At 46.7% G+C, this 20,129-nt stretch carries 22 protein-coding genes, 2 tRNA genes and 1 pseudogene; 12 read left to right on the top strand and 13 right to left on the bottom strand.

The window, feature by feature from the left end:
- Nucleotides 1–23 precede the first annotated feature (23 nt).
- The 9 genes and pseudogenes from C2740_RS02310 (at nucleotide 24) to C2740_RS02270 (ending at nucleotide 8,364) form a co-directional block, all read left to right on the top strand.
- Complete coding sequence (locus tag C2740_RS02310; RefSeq protein ID WP_215293811.1) at nucleotides 24–1,187, top strand: DegT/DnrJ/EryC1/StrS aminotransferase family protein; 1,164 nt, start codon at nucleotides 24–26, stop codon at nucleotides 1,185–1,187.
- Between the two features lie 41 nt (nucleotides 1,188–1,228).
- Nucleotides 1,229–2,191: a glycosyltransferase gene (locus C2740_RS02305; RefSeq protein ID WP_215293810.1), complete on the top strand. Its 963-nt coding sequence runs from the start codon at nucleotides 1,229–1,231 to the stop codon at nucleotides 2,189–2,191.
- Nucleotides 2,192–3,061, top strand: coding sequence for a formyltransferase (locus C2740_RS02300; protein WP_215293809.1), 870 nt, complete (start codon nucleotides 2,192–2,194; stop codon nucleotides 3,059–3,061).
- A gap of 47 nt (nucleotides 3,062–3,108) precedes the next feature.
- Complete coding sequence (locus C2740_RS02295; RefSeq protein ID WP_215293808.1) at nucleotides 3,109–4,155, top strand: bifunctional UDP-4-keto-pentose/UDP-xylose synthase; 1,047 nt, start codon at nucleotides 3,109–3,111, stop codon at nucleotides 4,153–4,155.
- A gap of 20 nt (nucleotides 4,156–4,175) precedes the next feature.
- Complete coding sequence (locus tag C2740_RS02290) at nucleotides 4,176–5,093, top strand: polysaccharide deacetylase family protein (protein ID WP_215293807.1); 918 nt, start codon at nucleotides 4,176–4,178, stop codon at nucleotides 5,091–5,093.
- Nucleotides 5,094–5,124: 31 nt separating this feature from the next.
- Entirely contained in the window at nucleotides 5,125–5,592 is a 468-nt protein-coding gene (locus C2740_RS02285) for a peroxiredoxin (protein WP_215293806.1), read from the top strand.
- A 233-nt stretch (nucleotides 5,593–5,825) separates the two neighbouring features.
- Complete coding sequence (locus tag C2740_RS02280) at nucleotides 5,826–7,472, top strand: PhoH family protein (protein WP_215293805.1); 1,647 nt, start codon at nucleotides 5,826–5,828, stop codon at nucleotides 7,470–7,472.
- 121 nt (nucleotides 7,473–7,593) lie between these two features.
- Nucleotides 7,594–7,977, top strand: a pseudogene (locus C2740_RS02275) (C40 family peptidase); the annotation flags it as partial.
- Nucleotides 7,978–8,097: 120 nt separating this feature from the next.
- Entirely contained in the window at nucleotides 8,098–8,364 is a 267-nt protein-coding gene (locus C2740_RS02270; protein WP_215293803.1) for a hypothetical protein, read from the top strand.
- An 88-nt stretch (nucleotides 8,365–8,452) separates the two neighbouring features.
- On the opposite strand, the gene dnaB is transcribed toward C2740_RS02270, so the two are convergent.
- From dnaB to C2740_RS02240, 6 genes are all read right to left on the bottom strand, one after another.
- Complete coding sequence (gene dnaB / locus C2740_RS02265) at nucleotides 8,453–9,892, bottom strand: replicative DNA helicase (protein ID WP_371816722.1); 1,440 nt, start codon at nucleotides 9,890–9,892, stop codon at nucleotides 8,453–8,455.
- A 37-nt stretch (nucleotides 9,893–9,929) separates the two neighbouring features.
- A complete protein-coding gene (rplI, locus tag C2740_RS02260; RefSeq protein WP_215293802.1) occupies nucleotides 9,930–10,382 on the bottom strand; it encodes a 50S ribosomal protein L9 in 453 nt (150 codons plus the stop codon).
- A gap of 13 nt (nucleotides 10,383–10,395) precedes the next feature.
- Complete coding sequence (gene rpsR, locus C2740_RS02255) at nucleotides 10,396–10,668, bottom strand: 30S ribosomal protein S18 (protein WP_028819198.1); 273 nt, start codon at nucleotides 10,666–10,668, stop codon at nucleotides 10,396–10,398.
- A 13-nt stretch (nucleotides 10,669–10,681) separates the two neighbouring features.
- Nucleotides 10,682–10,981 (bottom strand): primosomal replication protein N, encoded by a 300-nt coding sequence (gene priB / locus C2740_RS02250; protein ID WP_251369670.1) that lies wholly within the window; start codon nucleotides 10,979–10,981, stop codon nucleotides 10,682–10,684.
- A gap of 53 nt (nucleotides 10,982–11,034) precedes the next feature.
- On the bottom strand, nucleotides 11,035–11,409 hold the full coding sequence (gene rpsF / locus C2740_RS02245; RefSeq protein ID WP_215293801.1) for a 30S ribosomal protein S6: 375 nt from the start codon (nucleotides 11,407–11,409) through the stop codon (nucleotides 11,035–11,037).
- A 123-nt stretch (nucleotides 11,410–11,532) separates the two neighbouring features.
- Entirely contained in the window at nucleotides 11,533–12,609 is a 1,077-nt protein-coding gene (locus C2740_RS02240; RefSeq protein WP_215293800.1) for an asparaginase, read from the bottom strand.
- Between the two features lie 63 nt (nucleotides 12,610–12,672).
- On the opposite strand from C2740_RS02240, the gene lexA reads away from it, so the two are divergent.
- Complete coding sequence (gene lexA, locus C2740_RS02235) at nucleotides 12,673–13,392, top strand: transcriptional repressor LexA (RefSeq protein ID WP_215293799.1); 720 nt, start codon at nucleotides 12,673–12,675, stop codon at nucleotides 13,390–13,392.
- 59 nt (nucleotides 13,393–13,451) lie between these two features.
- Here lexA and C2740_RS02230 read toward each other — a convergent pair whose 3' ends face one another.
- The 5 genes from C2740_RS02230 to uvrC form a co-directional block, all read right to left on the bottom strand.
- Nucleotides 13,452–13,913 (bottom strand): hypothetical protein, encoded by a 462-nt coding sequence (locus C2740_RS02230; RefSeq protein WP_215293798.1) that lies wholly within the window; start codon nucleotides 13,911–13,913, stop codon nucleotides 13,452–13,454.
- Nucleotides 13,914–13,999: 86 nt separating this feature from the next.
- Nucleotides 14,000–14,073 (bottom strand) — tRNA-Cys (locus C2740_RS02225).
- A 49-nt stretch (nucleotides 14,074–14,122) separates the two neighbouring features.
- A tRNA-Gly gene (locus C2740_RS02220) sits at nucleotides 14,123–14,198 on the bottom strand.
- A 116-nt stretch (nucleotides 14,199–14,314) separates the two neighbouring features.
- Nucleotides 14,315–14,890: a CDP-diacylglycerol--glycerol-3-phosphate 3-phosphatidyltransferase gene (gene pgsA, locus C2740_RS02215; RefSeq protein ID WP_215293797.1), complete on the bottom strand. Its 576-nt coding sequence runs from the start codon at nucleotides 14,888–14,890 to the stop codon at nucleotides 14,315–14,317.
- 34 nt (nucleotides 14,891–14,924) lie between these two features.
- Nucleotides 14,925–16,847, bottom strand: a complete 1,923-nt coding sequence (gene uvrC, locus C2740_RS02210) for an excinuclease ABC subunit UvrC (protein WP_215293796.1) — start codon at nucleotides 16,845–16,847, stop codon at nucleotides 14,925–14,927.
- Here uvrC and earP point away from each other — a divergent pair.
- Nucleotides 16,846–17,916 (top strand): elongation factor P maturation arginine rhamnosyltransferase EarP, encoded by a 1,071-nt coding sequence (earP, locus tag C2740_RS02205; protein WP_215293795.1) that lies wholly within the window; start codon nucleotides 16,846–16,848, stop codon nucleotides 17,914–17,916. The genes uvrC and earP overlap by 2 nt on opposite strands.
- Nucleotides 17,917–18,001: 85 nt before the next feature.
- A complete protein-coding gene (gene efp, locus C2740_RS02200; protein WP_215293794.1) occupies nucleotides 18,002–18,562 on the top strand; it encodes an elongation factor P in 561 nt (186 codons plus the stop codon).
- Between the two features lie 78 nt (nucleotides 18,563–18,640).
- Here the strand turns inward: efp and nagZ are convergent, their stop codons facing one another.
- Both nagZ and acpS read right to left on the bottom strand, forming a co-directional pair.
- Nucleotides 18,641–19,717 (bottom strand): beta-N-acetylhexosaminidase, encoded by a 1,077-nt coding sequence (gene nagZ, locus C2740_RS02195; protein WP_215293793.1) that lies wholly within the window; start codon nucleotides 19,715–19,717, stop codon nucleotides 18,641–18,643.
- A gap of 18 nt (nucleotides 19,718–19,735) precedes the next feature.
- Nucleotides 19,736–20,128 carry a holo-ACP synthase gene (acpS, locus tag C2740_RS02190; protein ID WP_215293792.1) on the bottom strand — a complete coding sequence of 131 codons (393 nt, stop codon included), beginning with the start codon at nucleotides 20,126–20,128 and terminating at the stop codon, nucleotides 19,736–19,738.
- Nucleotide 20,129: the final 1 nt, after the last annotated feature.

The raw sequence follows: 20,129 nt of genomic DNA, 5'->3' as shown, positions 1-20,129 counted from the left end.
GCAGTAAAGTAATATAAGACATCATGTCAAATAACCCTTCATTTATACCCTTCACGCGCCCAAGCTTTAATCAAGAAACCATTGATGCTGTTGCAGATGTCTTGCGTTCTGGTTGGGTGACCTCAGGACCGAAGTTGGCAGAGTTTGAAGCAACTCTCAGTGAATACTTTGGTGGTCGTCCTGTGCGTTGTTTTGCCAATGGCACAGCAACGATGAAGATTGCATTACAAGTTGCTGGTATTGGCCCAGGTGATGAAGTCATCACCACACCGATTTCTTGGGTGGCAACATCCAATGTTATTTTGGGAGTTGGCGCTAAACCTGTCTTTGTGGATATTGATCCTGTTACACGCAATATAGATCTTCATAAAGTCACTGCTGCAATCACATCCAAGACTCGCGCCATCATGCCGGTGTATTTGGCTGGCTTACCCGTAGACATGGATCGACTCTATGCAATCGCGAAGCAACATCATCTGCGTGTGATTGAAGATGCAGCTCAAGCCTTCGGCTCTCAGTGGAAGGGTCAGAAGATTGGAAGCTTCGGCGACCTCGTAAGCTTTAGCTTTCAAGCCAATAAGAATCTCACGACTGTAGAGGGTGGCTGCCTAGTTTTAAATGATGACTGCGAAGCCAAACTTGCTGAAAAATTTCGCCTTCAAGGATTAACTCGCCAAGGCATCGATGGAATGGATGTTGATGTACTCGGTGGCAAAGATAATTTGACCGATGTGAATGCGGTCATTGGCTTGCAACAGCTAAAACAATTGCCTGCATATCAAACACGTCGCGCAGTACTCGCTCGTCAATATTTTGATGCCATTCGTGCGGAACTCAAATCTGCCGAATTGGAGGCGCTCAAATTAGAACTGCCGGTTGAAAACTTCACTGATAGTAATTGGCATATGTTTCAGGTAGTGCTGCCACTGGAGCAATTGGCTTGTGATCGCGCTCTAGTGATGACCGAATTAAAAGATCTTGGCATTGGTACAGGAGTGCACTACCCTGCTATTACCGGCTTTAGTCTTTACAAAAATCAAGGCTACAAAATAAGTGATACCCCAATTGCTGCGCGTATTGGTCGCTCTATTTTGACCCTCCCACTCTTCCCCAGCATGGCAGACGAAGATATTGGCCGCATAGCCAGTGGATTGGTCGGAATCCTCAAGAAACACTCCAAAAACTAGCCTTCTTGGGCTAAACCCCAAGAATCAGGCAAAATTGCAGCATGACTGCAAATTTAGTTGCCAACCCAAAGCTCAGCATTGTTATTCCCGTCTATAACGAGGAAGACGGTCTTCAAGCCCTCTTTGATCGCCTCTATCCATCCTTAGATGGGCTGGCGGCTAAACGCAATATTTCCTATGAAGTCGTTTTTGTAAATGACGGCAGCAAAGATCGTTCTGCTGGTATTTTGGCTAAACAAGTTGAGCAACGTCCTGACGTGACGCGCGCCGTTTTATTTCACAGCAACTTTGGTCAACATATGGCCATCATGGCTGGATTTGAATACGCCAAGGGTGAATTTGTTATTACTTTGGATGCAGATTTACAAAATCCCCCCGAAGAGATTGATGCCCTGACGGAGCAGTTATTAAAGGGCCATGATTACGTTGGCACCATTCGTGCGGATCGTCGTGACAGCTTCTTCAGAAAATTTGCTTCACGCGCTATGAACGGTTTACGCGAAAACATTACTCGAATCACGATGACTGATCAAGGTTGCATGTTACGGGGCTATAACCGCCGCATCGTTGACTTAGTACGCCAATGCGATGAGAACAACACCTTTATTCCCGCGCTGGCTTATACCTTTGCTGCTAACCCCATTGAAATCACCGTCAAACACGAAGAGCGTTTTGCTGGCGAGTCTAAATATAGCCTCTATCAACTGATTCGCTTGAACTTTGATTTAGTGACTGGATTCTCCATCATGCCTTTACAGATCTTCTCAATTCTAGGTATGTTGCTATCGCTCGCTGCAGGCAGCCTATTCATCTACTTACTGGTACGCCGGTTTGTACTGGGCGCCGAGGTTGAGGGAGTATTCACCCTCTTTGCGCTGACTTTCTTCCTGATTGGCGTTATGCTCTTTGGCCTTGGTCTCCTCGGTGAATACATCGGCCGCATCTATCAACAAATCCGCAATCGCCCACGTTACGTTGTGCAAACTGTTTTAGAGAAAAAATAATTGCACGCAGTCGTCTTCGCTTATCACGATGTTGGTGTCAATTGCCTTAAAGCCTTATTAGCTGCAGGCATCCAAGTTGATCTAGTTGTTACCCATCAAGATGATCCTCATGAGAATGTTTGGTTTGCTAGTGTTGCCAAACTGTGTGCTGATCAACATATTCCATACATTACGCCTAGTGCGAATGATTTAGACGCCCTGATTCCAAAATTACAAGCACTGGCACCGGATTACATTTTTTCTTTTTACTATCGCCATATGATCCCCGCGCAAATTTTGGCTTGCGCGAAGATTACTGCGCTAAATATGCACGGCTCACTTCTACCAAAGTACCGTGGCCGCGCGCCAGTAAACTGGGCAATCTTGCATGGAGAAACTGAAACAGGCGCCACCTTGCACATCATGGAAACCAAACCAGATGCCGGCGATATTGTTGGGCAAGCTTCAGTTAGCATTGGCCCGGATGAGACGGCTACTGATGTATTTGGCAAGGTAAGTCAAGCAGCAGTAAAAGTCATCACCGAAGCGCTGCCGAAGCTCATTCAGGGCAAAGTACCCCGCAAGCCCAATGAGCTCCAAAAAGGCAGTTATTTTGGTGGCAGGAAGCCCTCTGACGGGCAAATTCATTGGCATCAGAAGGCAATTCAGGTCCACAATCTAGTGAGAGCCGTTGCACCCCCTTATCCAGGCGCCTTTACGTATCACCAGGGGCAGACAATGATTGTGGCCCGCACAAGCTTGAAGGGGCTATTCCCAAGCAATCTGGATCTTGGCGTTCAGGGCATCCAAGTGGTTGATAATCGGGTATTCGGCATTTGCGGTGACGGCCAGGCAGTTGAAATCCTGGAATGGTTCCCAGCCAACAAATAAGCACTGTATTTAGTATTCCCAAATTAGATTAAAACGAGGCAGTAAAGATGAAAAAAGTACTCATTCTTGGTGTTAACGGTTTTATTGGCCACCACCTTTCCAAGCGCATTCTTGAGACAACCGATTGGGATGTCTATGGCATGGATATGCAAAATGATCGCTTAGGTGATCTCATCAACCATCCACGTATGCACTTTTTTGAAGGTGATATCACCATCAATAAAGAATGGGTTGAATATCACATTCGTAAATGCGACGTTATCTTGCCTTTGGTTGCGATTGCCACTCCAGCAACTTATGTTCAGCAGCCATTAAAAGTATTTGAACTCGACTTTGAGGCTAATCTTCCCATCGTTCGCTCTGCCGTTAAATACAAAAAACATTTAGTATTCCCGTCCACCTCTGAAGTTTATGGCATGTGTGAGGATGCCGAATTCGATCCCGCTAAATCAAATATGGTTTACGGTCCGATCAATAAGCCACGTTGGATCTATGCCTGCTCTAAACAGCTTATGGATCGTGTGATCTGGGGTTATGGCATGGAAGGCTTGCGCTTCACCCTCTTCCGCCCGTTTAACTGGATCGGCCCTGGTCTTGACAGTATCTACACACCCAAAGAGGGCTCATCCCGCGTGGTAACCCAGTTCTTAGGCCACATTGTTCGTGGCGAACCAATCAATTTAGTCGATGGTGGCGCGCAGAAACGCGCCTTCACTTACGTAGATGATGGTATTGATGCATTGATGTGCATCATCGATAACAAAGATGGTGTTGCTAACGGCAAGATTTATAACATTGGTAACCCGAAAAACAATCACTCCGTTCGTGAACTAGCGAATCAAATGCTCGAGATTGCCCGTAGCATTCCTGAATATGCCAAGACTGCAAACGAAGTCAAGATTGTTGAAACTACTTCTGGCGCGTACTACGGAGAAGGCTACCAAGACGTACAAAACCGCGTGCCTGCAATCGATAACACTATGAGTGAATTAGATTGGAAACCAACGACTACGATGACTGATGCTCTCAAGAATATTTTCGAAGCCTATCGCCAGGATGTAGAAAAAGCACGCTCTTTAGTTGATAAAGAATAAGTTAACGGGCGCAGGGGTTCATGGCTAAGATCGCTCTCAAGGTAGATGTTGACACCCTACGCGGCACCAAAGAAGGCGTACCCAATCTCGCTCGCACCCTTGGGCGCTTTGGACTTCAGGCAACCTTCTTATTTAGCCTAGGCCCTGACCATACCGGCTGGGCTTTAAAGCGAGTTTTTCGTCCAGGCTTTCTAAAAAAAGTTAGTCGTACTTCTGTCGTAGAACACTACGGTATCAAAACTTTGCTCTATGGTGTACTTATCCCCGGACCAGACATTGGCAAAAAAGCTGCTGCAGAAATGCGTGCGATTGACAAAGCCGGTCATGAAACCGGCATCCACACTTGGGACCATGTTGCGTGGCAAGACGCAGTTCGCACTCAAGACTCTAAATGGACTAAAGCGATGATGCAAAAAAGCTGGGATCGCTTTGTAGAAATCTTTGGTCATGCACCCGTGACTTATGGCGCAGCTGGTTGGCAAATGAATGAAGCTGCTTTTGAGCAACTCGATCAATGGGGCATTACCCATTCTTCCGATGGCAGAGCCAAACCTAATCTGATGCCTTATCGATTGGCCTTACCCAATGGCAAAGCAAAGCATGTGCAATACCCAACCACGCTGCCAACCTTTGATGAGCTCATTGGCATTGATGGCGCAGATGAGTTTGGCGCAGTCAAAAAACTCTTGGAAATCACCCAGAGCAATCCCAATGATCAAGTCTTCACCTTGCATGCCGAGCTTGAGGGTCAAAAGCTACTGCCTGCATTTGAACAACTATTGGCTGGATGGCTAAATCAAGGGCACGACCTTGTCACTATGGGTGAGTTACATCAATCCTGGAAAGACACCAATCAACTCGATAAAATAGCTGTGTTACCGCTGACCTGGGGTGAAATACCCAATCGTAGTGGCGAACTGATTATTCAGAATAATTAACACTAAGAGACATTAATAACAAAGGATCATCATGACAGTAGCAATCGGTCAAACTATGCCAGAGTGCGCCATCCCAGCAACATCGGGACTGACTTTTTCTCCAGCTTCGGCCAAAGGTAAAAAACTGGTTCTTTACTTTTATCCAAAAGATATGACTCCTGGCTGCACAGCAGAGTCTGGTGAATTTCGCGACAACATTGACGCCTTCACCAAAACCAACACGCTAGTAGTTGGAGTTTCCCGAGACAGCCTCAAGTCTCACGATAACTTTCGCAGTAAATTGGGCCTACCCTTTGAGCTTGTTGCTGATACCGAAGAAAAACTCTGCCAAATCTTTGGTGTCATGAAAATGAAGAATATGTACGGCAAGCAGGTCCGCGGCGTTGAGCGGAGCACCTTCCTCTTTGACTCCTCTGGCAAGCTGGTAAAAGAGTGGCGCGGCCTTAAGGTTCCAGGCCATGTGACAGAGGTATTACAAGCAGCCCAAGCTACTGAATAATTTTTACAATAATTTTCTCTGGGGCGCTTGCAAACCCCAAAATTTGGGGTAAAGTAAAGTCATATGCACCGTACACGGCGGGAAAGTCTGACAATCCGTTTGAATCAGAAACCTGAATATTTCAAAACAGGTTCGGGGAGCAACCCCCTCCGTTTTCTAGATCTTAATGCAACTAGTTTCGTAATAAACCGTCAACGCACATTGCTTGGCGGTTTTTTCTTTTAGGAGAGTCCATGCCACTGCCACCCATCCCAACTCAAATTGCTGATCAAGTGAGACTTAGTCGTAAAGACACTCCAGACTTAAAGAAACGTCCTGCGCCAGCAAAACCAGTAGTGATGGAAACCTCAGACTGGATCAATGATGCAGAGGAAGATTTATCTGCAGCAGAAGTCGCTCTCGAGAAAATTAAAGCAGACCGCACACCTACTCGCAATGAGAATAAGGTAACGACGCCTGCCAAACCGAAACGCGTTGTTCGTACAGGGCCTCCAAGCCTATTCGTTTTAGACACTAACGTCTTAATGCATGACCCTAGCTCATTGTTCCGCTTCTCAGAGCACGACCTATTCTTGCCTATGACCACTCTCGAAGAGTTGGATAACCATAAAAAAGGCATGACCGAAGTAGCCCGAAACGCTCGTACCGTCAGTCGCTCCCTAGATCAACTGGTTGCCGGCACCAGCGGCACATTGGACGAAGGGATTCCACTGAACAAGCTTGGCAACCAAGATGTTTCAGGTCGTCTCTTCTTCCAAACAAAACTATCTACTCAAGCATTGCCTGAAGGACTTCCTGAAGGCAAAGGCGACAACATGATCTTGGCGGTAGTGAGTGAGTTGCAAAAGACTCGTAATGGCCAAGAAGTGGTGCTGGTGTCCAAAGACATCAACATGCGCATTAAAGCGCGTGCACTTGGTCTACCTGCCGAAGATTATTTCAATGACCAGGTATTAGAAGATCGTGACTTGATGTACTCCGGAGTCATGGCTCTATCAGCAGACTTCTGGCCAAAGCATGGCAAAGATATGGAAAGTTGGTCAGACTCCAAGTCTGGCACGATGTTCTATAGGGTGACTGGTCCTGCTGTACCAAGTATGCTGGTAAATCAATTTGTGTACCAAGAGAATCCCGATGGCTCCACACCTTTCTATGCACACGTCAGGGAAATCAATGGCAAAACTGCCCTCTTGCAAACTCTCAGAGACTTCTCGCACCAGAAAAACAATGTCTGGGGGGTGACCGCTCGAAACCGCGAGCAAAACTTTGCAATGAACTTGCTCATGAATCCAGACGTAGATTTTGTGACCTTATTAGGTCAAGCGGGTACAGGCAAAACCTTGCTGGCATTGGCGGCAGGCCTTGAGCAGGTATTGGATAGTAAGCGCTATAACGAGATCATCATTACTCGCGCTACCGTTCCCGTTGGCGAAGACATTGGCTTCCTACCAGGAACCGAAGAAGAAAAAATGCAGCCATGGATGGGTGCATTTGACGACAATTTAGAAGTTCTCCAACGCAACGATGATGCCGGTGAATGGGGTCGGGCTGCAACTCAAGAATTGATCCGCTCACGCATCAAGGTAAAGAGCATGAACTTCATGCGCGGCAGAACCTTCGTTAGCAAGTTTGTCATCATTGATGAAGCGCAGAACTTAACGCCTAAGCAAATGAAAACCCTAGTCACCCGCGCGGGCCCAGGAACCAAGATTATTTGTCTAGGCAATATTGCGCAGATTGATACGCCCTACTTAACTGAAGGCTCATCCGGCCTAACCTATGTAGTCGATCGCTTTAAGGGTTGGCGTCATGGTGGCCATGTCACCCTTGCGCGCGGTGAGCGCTCACGTTTAGCGGATCATGCTGCAGACGCACTCTAAGCAAACTCTCTCGTGCCGCACTCTGATGGGGTGCGGCATTTTTATTTGCGCCCTCGCAATCAGTGGGTGCAGCACCTTTGGCCCCAAAGTAAGCTCCTCTAAGGTTTCGCAATTCAAGGAAGATACGAGCGTTGGCACAGAAGATATTTCAATTGCGGCAGTTGGCTTGGTAGACGTGCCCTATCGCTATGGTGGCAATACCCCCAAAGGTGGCTTTGATTGCAGCGGACTGATCGTCTACGTTTATAACAAAGCTGCTGGTATTAAGTTGCCGCGCACCATTCAGTTAATGAGCACTAAAGGTCAAAGCATTGAGGGTCAGCCACCCGCTCCGGGTGACCTAGTTTTCTTTAACACCACTGGCGAAAAGTATTCACACGCAGGAATCTATGTGGGGCAAGGTCGATTTGTACATGCGCCCAGCGCAGGTGGGACCGTACGCTTGGATAACATTACCTCCCCTTATTGGGCCGCTAAATTTACTGAAGCGCGTCGCGTCGCGCCCTGATGCCACTTGCCCCTTGGGCGCATAGCATTTGCCCTATATTCACAAATAAACTATTTTTTATTACAGTGTTTTATAAGCAGTCAATTTAATTCCGTGTTTTATGAAAAAAGGGGCAATATGAACAAAATCATCATCGCTTTAAGTGTTGTATTAAGTTTTGCACTTCCTAGTTTTGCATTCGCCGATCAAGCAGCCTGTGAAGCAAAAGCCATTAGCAAAGATGGTAAGCCGCTATATGGCGCAGCAAAGGATGCTTCAATCAAAAAGTGTATGGGTGATGCAAAACCGAACGATTGCGAAGCTAAAGCGGTTAGCAAGGACGGCAAACCTTTGTATGGCGCAGCTAAAGCTGCCTCTATCAAAAAATGTGAGGGTGGAAAATAAATTTTTGAATACATTGTTTGAGTAAAAAAGCCTCGCAATGCGAGGCTTTTTATTTATGCATCATCAATGATGTTATTTTGAGCTGCCTTTAAAACGGCTCATAACCACCAGAAGAATATCCAACTGATCCCATCGCTAAGTTATCAAACTTAGTATACGGGCCCTGCCAGCTCAATCTGACTGTACCGATTGGCCCGTTACGCTGCTTGCCAATAATGATCTCGGCCATACCTTTATCGGTCGTAGTATCAGGGTGATACACCTCATCACGATAAATAAACATAATCAAGTCAGCATCTTGCTCGATCGCGCCTGACTCACGCAGGTCGGACATGATTGGGCGCTTGTTAGGACGTTGCTCCAAACCACGATTTAACTGTGAGAGCGCCACTACTGGGCACTGCAATTCTTTTGCAAGCGATTTAAGGGAGCGTGAGATTTCTGAGATCTCAGTTGCGCGGTTCTCTGAACCTGAGCCACTCATCAACTGCAAGTAGTCAATCACTACTAAACCAAGAGTGCCACCAAAGTTTCTGGCAATTCGGCGCGCGCGCGTGCGCAACTCTAGACTTGATAAGGAGCCTGTCTCATCAATCAAAATTTGGGTATTACTTAACCGGGCAATCGCATCGGTAACGCGTGGCCACTCATCATCTTGCAGCTTACCGGTACGCATACGACCTTGATCAACACGCCCTACTGAACCAAGGAGGCGTGATGCCAATTGTTCGCCTGACATCTCCATCGAGAACACGACAACAGGTAAACCTTCTGCGAGAGCAACGTTCTCAGCAATATTCAATGCAAAAGCCGTCTTGCCCATCGAAGGCCTTCCGGCAACAATGACTAAGTCCCCTTTTTGTAAACCACTAGTTTGCTTATCCAAATCAATAAAGCCTGTGGCAATACCAGTGATATCGCTACCACCTTGGCGGTTGTATAGCTCGTCAATACGTGCCACAACCGAGCGTAAGAGTGGTTCGATCTCGAGGTAGTCTGCCTTGCGACTACCTTCTTCACCGATTTGCAAAATACGGGCCTCTGCCTCATCCAACAGCGTCCTCACTGGACGGCCCTCTGTAACAAAAGCAGAGTTCACAATACTGTCCGAAACTTCAATTAAGCGACGCAGAATGCTGCGGTCACGAACGATGTCGCCGTAACCTTTGATATTTGCAGCACTAGGGGTGTTTTGTGCCAGAGAGTTGAGGTAATCAACACTGACTAAATCGCCACCTTGCTCAGATTTAATTGCATCATGAACGGTAATCACGTCAGCGGGATGATTGTCACCTACCAAACGCGCAATGACTTTGTAGATCAAGGCATGTTCAGGACGGTAGAAATCTTTATCAGTTAACACTCCACCTAGGCGATCCCAGGCAGTGTTATCGATCAGTAGACCGCCGAGCAATGATTGCTCGGCTTCTACAGAATGCGGCGGAACTTTTAAGGCCTGCACGACTGCATCCCCAGAACCCATCATGCTGGGATTCAGCGTCACGGAACGTGAACGGGATTCAGCCATGAGGCTAGCGAAGTTCCTAGAACCTAAGGTTTAAAACTTAAGCTTGCTCACCAACTACACGAATAGTGATGTCAGCCACCACATCGGTATGAACGGCAACCGCTACAGGGTGATCACCAACCATTTTCAATGGGCCAGTAGGCATACGAATCGAAGCCTTCTCGATCGTAAATCCTTTAGCTTTCAAGGCATCAGCGATATCGTGGTTGGTTACAGAACCAAACAAACGACCGTCAACACCCGCTTTTTGACCGATTTCGAGAACCAAGTCTTTCAGCTTTGTGCCAACCGCTTCAGCTGCAGCCAATTTCTCAGCAGCCAATTTTTCCAACTCAGCACGACGAACTGCAAAGTCAGCAATTGCTGCTTCAGTCGCACGACGCGCTTTACGTTGTGGAATTAAGAAATTACGAGCGAAACCGTCTTTAACGCGAACTACGTCGCCGAGATTGCCCAAGTTTGTTACTTTTTCTAAAAGAATAATTTGCATTGAGGGCTCCCAATTATTTCTTATGTTGATCGGAGAATGGCAATAAAGCCAAGAAACGGGCACGCTTAATAGCAGTGTCTAACTGACGCTGATATTTAGCTTTTGTGCCTGTCAAACGAGCAGGAGTGATCTTGGCGTTCTCGCCAATGAAGTCCTTCAATGTATCTACATCTTTGTAGTCGATTTGCTCAACGCCACCAACTGTAAAACGGCAATAACGTTTACGCTTGAACAATGGGTTCTGAGCTGGTTTCTTTTTGAAATCGGGTTTCTTTCCAAACGCCATGATGATTTCCTCTTTAATTTTTCAATTGAATATGGTTAATATGGAAAACAAGTCTTTGATTACGTAGAGCCTTGGGTGCTAAGAATCCCTCAAACACTGCCTCAGTTCCTAAATCCATTTGCTCTAGATCCTGTTGTATCGGACCAATTGCTATAGCTTCAACACTCATCTGAATTTTCCTAGCCACTCCTACCTCGTTTGCTTGGCCACTATGTTCTAGCTGGCAATGCATCACCGGTATTCCTGCTGGTGTAAATCGAATCGCGTCTTTAGATACCAAGATTGCAGTGAGGGTGAAATGATTCAACGCCACTCCGCTTCTCTCATACGTTTTCTAGTCTGTGTATTCCTCTTCAAATTTCAAACTTAGGCTAGCGCTACAGGAGCGTCAGCTTGGGCTGATTTGCGGGCTTCTTCACGTTGCACTTCTTTCATCATGATGGAAGGCTCTGTTTCAGCTTTCTTGGTCTTGATGATGAGGTGACGCAAAACAGCATCGTTAAATTTGAACGCATGCTCAAGCTCTTCCAGGGTTTTCTGGTCGCACTCAATGTTCATGCAAACGTAATGGGCTTTAGCAAGCTTGTCGATCATGTAAGCCATCTGACGACGACCCCAGTCTTCCATGCGATGGATTTTGCCGCCCGCAGCTGCTAATGTAGCTTTGTAGCGATCGATCATCGCAGGCACTTGCTCGCTTTGGTCCGGATGGACGATAAAAACGATTTCATAATGACGCATCTAACACTCCTTAAGGATAAAGTCACCTGGGCGTCTTGCTAACTTCCGATGGTTTTTGAAGTTAGCGCCAGTGTGACAAGGTAGTAACAAATTGTAAGTACTGCTACAACACTTTTAAATCACCTACCCAATTACGGGCAAGACCGCTATTCTAGCAAAAAAATCCTGCCAAGTCAGGGATTTACCAACTAAGTTTGCCTGTTTTGCGGCATTTATTGCCAGCTGAAGCGCAATCCTAGCCCTAGGAGCAGAAAGCGAGCCAGAAGCCATGCATCCAGCAAGATCCTTTTCGGGAATATCAGGATAAGTTAGGCCGCCACCCGTCCTACTGGTCCTTACTAAGGCAATACCTTGTTTAGCTGCCTCACCCAAAGGGGTTAACCAGGCGTCATGAAAACCCCCAATACCAGAACCCGCTAATACTAGGCCCTCTACCCCACCCCCAAACCACCGAGCAATTGTTTCTGGGCGACTTCCCGCATGACTAGTCAAAATCTCAACCCAAGGCCACTCTTCCCCTTTCGGAATAGGTAAATCTTCGCTCCAAGCACCCTGAACCGCTTTCACGCCGAATAGCCAGGATGGATTAATTAAGCCGGCTGAACTACTGGGTGAGGCTTGCAATGGGGCATTGAGCGCAGTGGCATGACGCTTGGATAAATCCATTGCCAGGCAAGCTCTTCCTGCCATCACTGCATAGACACCTCCCGGGCAATTATCTAAGGGGGTAGAGGCCCATCGAATGGCATCCAATAAATTCGATGGACCATCAGCTTCTGGGGCATTGGCTGGCAGCATGGCGCCAGTGATGATGATTCTTTTGCCTAAATTTTGAGCATATTTTCCACAGGTCAACTGTAAAAACACACCTGTTTCTTCCATTGTATCGGTTCCGTGAGTAATCACTATCCCCCTCACCATGGTATTAGCTAGGGACTCCATGACAGTCTGACCCAATAAGCTCAATAAGGGCTCGGTTAAATTGCGGCTATTAATATTGGCAACTTGACGGGAGACGAGCTTTAATTCGCCTGGAATATCCTCTTGGATCTTCTCCAAAAGGGCCTCAATACCCAATTCGCCGGCCTTGTAAGAAAGTGGATCTTTCCCAGGATTTGAGGCTAAACCGGCAATAGTGCCACCCATTCCCAGAACCAAGATATGGGATGTTTTTTCAGGGGGCATTGGATTTGGGCTCATCTCCCCATTATCCCCCTTGCAAAAGTGCTTGAAATATCAAATAGTGCTGTATACAATCCCAGTATGGACATAAATACAGTCGATTTTCCAGAGGAGCTGACTGCCCTCCCCAAACTCACTTCCCGCCAGAATGAGATTTTGGAATTAATTACTAAGGCCATCGATGAGAGTGGCTCCCCGCCCACTCGCGCGGAAATCGCTACCCAACTGGGATTTGCATCTGCCAATGCTGCTGAAGAACATCTTCGCGCACTAGCAAAAAAAGGGTATATCGAATTAACGCCTGGCACTTCGCGCGGCATTCGCATTCCACAACGTTTCAATCAAATGCAGCACACCAATCAATATCGCCAGATGTCATTGCCATCCGGCGCATTACAACAACTCACTCTGCCATTAATCGGACGTGTTGCCGCTGGCTCACCGATCATGGCTGTAGAGCATATTGAAAAACACGTTCCAATTGATCCAAGCTTATTTAGCAAAGGTGCAGACTACCTTCTAAAAGTGGTTGGCATGAGTATGCGTGATGCTGGAATTTTGGATGGCGACTATTTAGCCGTGAGAAAAACTACCGAAGTTCGCAATGGAGATATTGTGGTTGCACGTCTTGATGATGAGGTGACTGTAAAACGCTGGCAACAAAAGAAAACAGCCAACGGCATGGTGATTGAATTACAAGCAGAAAACCCTGACTTCAAAAATATATTAGTAGATGGTCGTCAACCCAACTTCGCAATTGAGGGTCAAGCTGTTGGCCTGATTAGGGCTGAAGGTCTATAAGCCAATCACTCCAAAGCAAAAGGCCTCCAATGGAGGCCTTTTTTATTCATTAATCCGAATTACTTACGGCTTGGCGCGATTACGTTTGCATTCTTTGGTGACGAGGTAATAGTGATCATCGTTTTAGGTCCAGCTAAAGAACCCTCATTGAGCTCAACCGTAGCAGTGCGATCACCTTTAGTGAAAACCAAAATGCTTGTTTTTGATTTCACCGCACTAATGGTTGTCCAACCCGCTCTCGGATACTCAGACTGGAAGAACGCATAAATATCTGTTGGTGTTTGCACACCAGACAACACAACACGACCAACCCAACTATCGCCACGGCCAATAATCAAGGAATCTGAGCCAATAATTTTTGAGGCGGCTGGCAACGGCATATCGCCAAGAAGTTGAGTTTGCACCTCCTGGACCTCACTAGGAGTGCCAGTAGCTGAGTCTCCAGAAGAGGCGCAGCCACCCACTAAGACAGACATAAACAATGCAAGCGCACTGATTTTAAGAGTATGGGTTTTGATCATTTTTTGCTCTAGGTAATGAAGGCTTCTTTACTTACATTGCACAAAAGTATTTTAGGGGATGCCCCCATTTCGTCAAGCGAAATTACTGGAGGCGCGTGAGGGAATCGAACCCCCGTACGAAGCTTTGCAGGCTCCTGCCTAACCACTCGGCCAACGCGCCAAATACCGAAATCAAAAATGGGAAGCTTTTGAGGGCTTCCCATCGAACTTGGAGCGGGAAAGGAGGTTCGAACTCCCGACCTATACCTTGGCAAGGTATCGCTCTACCAGCTGAGCTATTCCCGCATAACAGGGCGATAGTTTAACAAACAATCAAAGAGAAAGCATTATTCCCATAGAAAGCTAAAAATTACCCGAATAAAAAAAGCCTTTGAACCCTATCTAGCTGGGGTTTATAAGATTTAATCGATTTTGCCAACCAACTGTGGCAACGCCTTTTTCATGTAATAGAACATGGACCAGAGCGTTAAAAATGAAGCTGCCCAAATTAACCAGGTGCCCACTCTGGCGCAATCTAACCATCCAAATAAAGTGTCATTCAGCAACAAAAACGGAATTGCCACCAATTGCACCGTTGTCTTTAGTTTTCCGACCATATGCACGGCCACACTTTTACCAGCCCCTAGCAAAGCCATCCACTCTCGTAAAGCAGAGATAGTAATTTCGCGACCAATAATGATGAGAGCGACCCACACTTGAACGCGATCCATATTCAGTAAAACCAATAATGCTGCAGCCACAATTAATTTATCTGCAACAGGATCTAAAAACTGTCCAAAGGCGGACTCTTGCTTCATCCGTCTCGCCAAAAATCCATCCAACCAATCTGTGAGCGCAGCAAATACAAAGATGATAGTTGCGATGACATTCTTTTCAAAAGGACTCAACCAAGCGCCAGGGAGATAAAAGATTGCTACCAGCAACGGAATTGCTGCGACACGCAACCAGGTTAGAGCAATGGGGAGATTAAATGGCATGCATTAAGCATAAACCAATTGAATGAATAATCTACTAGTGGAGCTGGCGATAAATTTGCTCGGCAAGAGTGAGTGAGACCCCCTCTACGCTGGCAATCTCTTCAATACTTGCATTGGCAACCCCTTTTAAACCACCAAAACGGGCCAATAGCTTTTGGCGTCTTTTAGCGCCAATACCCTCGATTTCTTCCAAACGGGAGACCGTTCTCGCCTTAGCTCGCTTGGCACGCATGCCAGTGATTGCAAAGCGGTGGGCCTCATCACGGATCTGAGCTACCAATAACAAAGCCGCACTATCAATACCAAGCTCTAAGGCCGGGCGTCCATCAGCAAAAATTAATGTTTCTAAGCCGACCTTACGCCCCTCCCCTTTGGCCACCCCAACAATCAAACCAACATCCATACCAAATTCAGAAAAGACTTGCCTTGCCATCTCAACCTGACCTTTACCGCCATCAATCAAAATGACTTGCGGGATTTTGTCTACTGGAAGTTCTTGAAAATTTGCGTAGCGCCTTTGGAGCACCTGACGCATAGCAGCGTAGTCGTCACCCGGGGTAATGTCAGCGATATTAAAACGGCGATATTCACTTGATTGCATCGCGTTCTTTGCATAAACCACACAAGAGGCTTGAGTTGCCTCACCAGAGGTGTGGCTAACATCAAAACACTCAATACGTAATTGCTCAAGACTCTCTAAATCCAGCGCCAGAATATCCGCCAACGCACGCGCCCTAGCTAATTGGCCGCCAGTCTCAACCAAGCGCTTAGTCAAAGCAATTTTGGCATTCCCTTCAGCCATTGCAAGCCAGTGACGTCTTTGTCCTTGTGGTTGATGCAAGAAGGTAATCTTTCTGCCAGCCTGCGCATTTAATAGCTCATGCAAATCTTCGGGAGGTATATCGCTGAGCTTGGATACATCATCACTAATAGATTGCAAAGCGTGATTCAAAACCAATACCGGCGGAATTAAATTGGTCGTTGCTCCCGAAGCCACCCCATCAATATTCTCCTCCAAATAATGTTGCGCAATGAAAGCTTCCAGAATTTCTGAGGGAGATGGCAACTCGCCAGAAGTCGTTCGCAAACCTTTGGGGAAATAAGCCCTATCACCGAGGTGACGACCGCCACGGACCATTGCCAAGTTCACACAAACCATTCCTTCCATTTGCGCAACAGCAATCACGTCCACATCACCCTCGCCTTCGGCGACAGTATCCATCGACTGTTGCTGCAGCACACTTGAAAGGTCAGCAATACGATCACGCAATACTGCAGCCATTTCAAATTCCATAGCTTCGCTATGCGCATGCATTTCTTTTTCAAGCTCTAACAACACTCGACTGTGATCACCCTCCAGAAAGCGAGTTGCTTGGGCCACATCCTGACCATACTGTTCAACGCTCAATCTACCAACACAAGGAGCACTACAACGATGAATTTGATGAAGTAAACAAGGGCGGCTACGGTTCTTAAATACAGAGTCTTCACAGGTTCTCAGGCGAAATACTTTTTGCAATATCTGCACGCTATTACGTACCGCCCAAGAATTTGGGAATGGTCCAAAGTAGTGGTTACGCTTGTCGATCTTGCCACGATACGATGCCAATCTTGGAAACTGGTGACCCGTCAACATCACATAGGGATAAGACTTATCATCTCTAAATAGAATATTGAATGGTGGCGCCAACTCTTTGATGAGGTTGTTCTCTAGAATGAGGGCTTCAGTTTCGGTCCGTGTTACTGTTGTTTCGTAGCGGGAAATTTTGCCCACCATCAGCGCTATGCGCGGTGACAGTTGTTTACTTTGAAAATAACTAGAAACGCGTTTTTTAAGGTTGCGAGCTTTGCCCACATATAAAATCTGCCCCGCTTCATCAAAGAAGCGATATACCCCCGGCAATCCGGGTAGCCGTTTAACGTCCTGCTGAAGGTTTTCAAAAGAAGAATTGCTCATGCGTTGGGATATTTTCTGCCAAATCGTAGATAACTATGGTGATGCCGGTATTTGCTGGCGTCTAGCCCGCAGCTTATCAAGTATTCATGGTCAGGAAGTACGCATATTCTGCGATGACCTGCCAACCCTTAATTTACTCGCTTCTGGAAGTGATGAAGCTTTGACCCATCAAATTGATATCCAACCATGGGAAGCCAGCCATAGCAACGCACGCCATACCGTACAAACCCCAGATGTGGTGATTGAAGCCTTTGGCTGTCATTTGCCAGAACGCTATCTTGCGGGACTCTTCATCGCTCCCGCAAAGCCAATCATCATCAATTTAGAGTATCTCAGTGCTGAACCATGGATTGCTGAATTTCATAGGAAGGCATCGCCACAATCTCACGGTATTCCGAAGTATTTTTTCTTCCCAGGGTTTCAAGATGATGTTGGCGGCCTACTTCTCGACCCTATCCCCACAGAAGGGGAGCAAGTTAGCCATCTCACTCCTATCAGGTTGAAATCCATTTGGTTAAAACTTCGACCTGGAGCAAAACGCATCAGTATTTTTTGCTACCCCGGAGCGCCCTTGCGCAAATGGCTTGAAGACTTGGCCACCCATGGAGAGAATATCGATGTACTGCTAACCCCTGGTCATGCCGAGCTGTTAAATCACTATGGTGGCAAAGCAATTGCTTTGCCTGAAAATATACAGCTACTATCAATGCCATTCGTATCGCAAGATGAATATGACTGGGTGCTTTCACAATGTGACTTCAACATTGTTCGAGGCGAGGATTCATTCATCCGCGCTCAATTGGCTGGCAAGCCATTTATTTGGCACATCTACCCTCAAGAAGATCGCGCTCATGAGGTGAAATTAGCCGCCTTCTTAGACTTGTACCTAGAAAATGCCAGTCAAGAACTGAGATTAGCCGCCATTGCTGCGATGACCTGGGCCATGCCCAGTGAGTGGCTTAAATCCTTAGATGCCTGGAGCGCCCACTCAAAAGCCTGGCGCACCCACTTACTCAAAAAGCAAGGGGATGGCGGTCTAGCAGCACGCCTAGTGCGCTTTATAGCCTAGGCCTGCAATAAAGACTTGCGGGCGGTTACAATCTTGTTTTTGATAAAAACCGCAGAAAATTAGCTCTGCACCCAGGAATAGCAAGATGAAAACAGCACAAGAACTCCGCGTTGGTAACGTAGTTATGATTGGCACTGATGCCCAGGTCGTTTTAAAGGCCGAATATAGCCGCTCCGGTCGCAACTCCTCAGTTGTGAAAATGAAATTTAAGAATTTATTAACTGGTGCACCAAATGAAGGTGTTTACAAAGCCGATGATAAGTTTGATGTTGTAATCCTCGACAAGAAAGAGTGCACTTACTCTTATTTCGCAGATCCAATGTATGTCTTTATGGATAGTGATTACAACCAATATGAAGTTGAAGCCGAGTTCATGGGTGATGCATTGAACTACCTCGAAGAAAGCATGCCATGTGAAGTAGTGTTCTACGAAGGTAAGGCACTCTCCGTAGCAATGCCTAACTCACTTGTTCGCGAAATCATCTACACCGAGCCAGCTGTTAAAGGCGACACTAGCTCAGGCAAGGTATTGAAGAATGCAAAATTGGCTACTGGCTATGAATTGCAAGTACCTTTGTTCTGCAATACTGGTGACAAGATTGAGATCGATACTCGTACTGGTGAATACCGTAGCCGCGCTAACTAAGTAAAAAAAGTAGCAAACTACTGTTGTTCAAAAGCCCGGCTTGCCGGGCTTTTTCTTACCTCCAAAGTCAGTGAAGTCTTAAACAATCAACTTCATTTGCTTTAGCAAACCTTTAGCATGCTGATACTCCGCTTCTTTTTGCAACTCATCCCAGGATAAGGTAGTAGTTTTTGGCATAAGGCGATTAAGGCGAGTAGCAGATTCAGACTGCTTGGCTTTCTTGACTTTCAACTTTGCAAGCAATTGGTCAGCTAGGTCTGGTCGATTGCAGATTAAGACTGCATCACAACCTGCATCTAGCGCCATTTCAGCACCGTGCACTACCGAACCCGCAACACTCGCACCCTCCATTGATAGATCATCACTGAAGATCACTCCTTCAAAGCCTAATTCTTGACGCAAGATAGAGTGCAACCAAATCTTAGAAAATCCTGCTGGATGTTTATCAACTTTAGGATAAATCACATGCGCTGGCATTACTGCTGCCAAGCTTAGATCTAACCATTCGTAGGGCTTTGCATCGTCATTCAAAATCTCTGGCAAGGAACGCTCATCCACTGGAATAGCTACATGCGAATCCGCCTCTGCCCAACCATGCCCCGGAAAATGTTTGCCGCAGTTCGCCATGCCACCTAAACGCAACCCTTCATTGAGGCTCTTTGCCAAGGCAAACACAATTTGTGGATCACGACTAAAGGAACGGTCCCCGATCACACCACTTCGACCAAAATCTAAATCCAGAACAGGTGTAAAGCTGAAGTCCACACCGCAAGCGCGTAACTCAGCAGCTAAAACATAGCCGCAAGCAGTAGCTGCTGCCATAGCAAGCACCGCTGACTCGGCAGTGTGGCTTGATTTACTTTGCGCGCCCCAAAGCTCACCAAGTTTCCGCATTGCTGGAAGATGGGTAAAACCATCCGTTTTGCAGCGCTGCACTCTGCCACCTTCGTGATCAATTGAAATTAATGCATCGGGGCGCAACTTTTTAATTTCGGAGGTGAGTTTAGTGAGCTGCTGACGGTTGACAAAATTTCTACCAAATAAAATCACTCCACCGGTCAAGGGATGCAAGATGCGGCGGCGGTCTTCGGCATTTAATTCCTGACCAACTACGTCTAAGGTCACTGGACCTGGGTTCATAGTGAATACACTCATCTCTTCCTCTTCCAATTTTTACTTCTGCGTAACAATGACATGGGCAATCGCCATATCTTGCTCATCACTCACAGTCACATGAGCTTCCCAATTCTTTTCTTCCATAAATTTAGCTAGCGCACCTAGATACGAAGTGACCGGCTTTCCGCTAGGCTCATTTAAGGTTTGTAATGAGCGCCATGTCATGGGCATTCGCATACCTAAACCAATGGCTTTGGAGAATGCTTCTTTAGCAGCAAAGCGAGTCGCCAAGAAGGCAATCCCTCGCTTGTGATTTCTAGCAAGGCGGTGCTTGAAGACCAACATCTCATCAGGACCCAAAATTCTCTCTGCCAAACGACCATTGGTGCGATCGTAAGCAGCTTGTAAGCGCTCGATCTGAAGGATGTCCGTGCCGATGCCGATGACCATT

It is taken from the genome of Polynucleobacter sp. MG-5-Ahmo-C2 (assembly GCF_018687735.1).
Lineage (GTDB): Bacteria > Pseudomonadota > Gammaproteobacteria > Burkholderiales > Burkholderiaceae > Polynucleobacter.
This window is presented reverse-complemented; position numbering and strand designations above follow the sequence as displayed.

Coding starts and splice junctions, on each gene's coding strand:
- C2740_RS02310 (WP_215293811.1), top strand. CDS start 24: ATGTCAAATAACCCTTCATTTATACCCTTCACGCGCCCAAGCTTTAAT.
- C2740_RS02305 (WP_215293810.1), top strand. CDS start 1,229: ATGACTGCAAATTTAGTTGCCAACCCAAAGCTCAGCATTGTTATTCCC.
- C2740_RS02295 (WP_215293808.1), top strand. CDS start 3,109: ATGAAAAAAGTACTCATTCTTGGTGTTAACGGTTTTATTGGCCACCAC.
- C2740_RS02290 (WP_215293807.1), top strand. CDS start 4,176: ATGGCTAAGATCGCTCTCAAGGTAGATGTTGACACCCTACGCGGCACC.
- C2740_RS02285 (WP_215293806.1), top strand. CDS start 5,125: ATGACAGTAGCAATCGGTCAAACTATGCCAGAGTGCGCCATCCCAGCA.
- C2740_RS02280 (WP_215293805.1), top strand. CDS start 5,826: ATGCCACTGCCACCCATCCCAACTCAAATTGCTGATCAAGTGAGACTT.
- C2740_RS02270 (WP_215293803.1), top strand. CDS start 8,098: ATGAACAAAATCATCATCGCTTTAAGTGTTGTATTAAGTTTTGCACTT.
- dnaB (WP_371816722.1), bottom strand. CDS start 9,892: ATGGCTGAATCCCGTTCACGTTCCGTGACGCTGAATCCCAGCATGATG.
- rplI (WP_215293802.1), bottom strand. CDS start 10,382: ATGCAAATTATTCTTTTAGAAAAAGTAACAAACTTGGGCAATCTCGGC.
- rpsR (WP_028819198.1), bottom strand. CDS start 10,668: ATGGCGTTTGGAAAGAAACCCGATTTCAAAAAGAAACCAGCTCAGAAC.
- rpsF (WP_215293801.1), bottom strand. CDS start 11,409: ATGCGTCATTATGAAATCGTTTTTATCGTCCATCCGGACCAAAGCGAG.
- C2740_RS02240 (WP_215293800.1), bottom strand. CDS start 12,609: ATGAGCCCAAATCCAATGCCCCCTGAAAAAACATCCCATATCTTGGTT.
- lexA (WP_215293799.1), top strand. CDS start 12,673: ATGGACATAAATACAGTCGATTTTCCAGAGGAGCTGACTGCCCTCCCC.
- C2740_RS02230 (WP_215293798.1), bottom strand. CDS start 13,913: ATGATCAAAACCCATACTCTTAAAATCAGTGCGCTTGCATTGTTTATG.
- pgsA (WP_215293797.1), bottom strand. CDS start 14,890: ATGCCATTTAATCTCCCCATTGCTCTAACCTGGTTGCGTGTCGCAGCA.
- earP (WP_215293795.1), top strand. CDS start 16,846: ATGCGTTGGGATATTTTCTGCCAAATCGTAGATAACTATGGTGATGCC.
- uvrC (WP_215293796.1), bottom strand. CDS start 16,847: ATGAGCAATTCTTCTTTTGAAAACCTTCAGCAGGACGTTAAACGGCTA.
- efp (WP_215293794.1), top strand. CDS start 18,002: ATGAAAACAGCACAAGAACTCCGCGTTGGTAACGTAGTTATGATTGGC.
- nagZ (WP_215293793.1), bottom strand. CDS start 19,717: ATGAGTGTATTCACTATGAACCCAGGTCCAGTGACCTTAGACGTAGTT.
- acpS (WP_215293792.1), bottom strand. CDS start 20,128: ATGGTCATCGGCATCGGCACGGACATCCTTCAGATCGAGCGCTTACAA.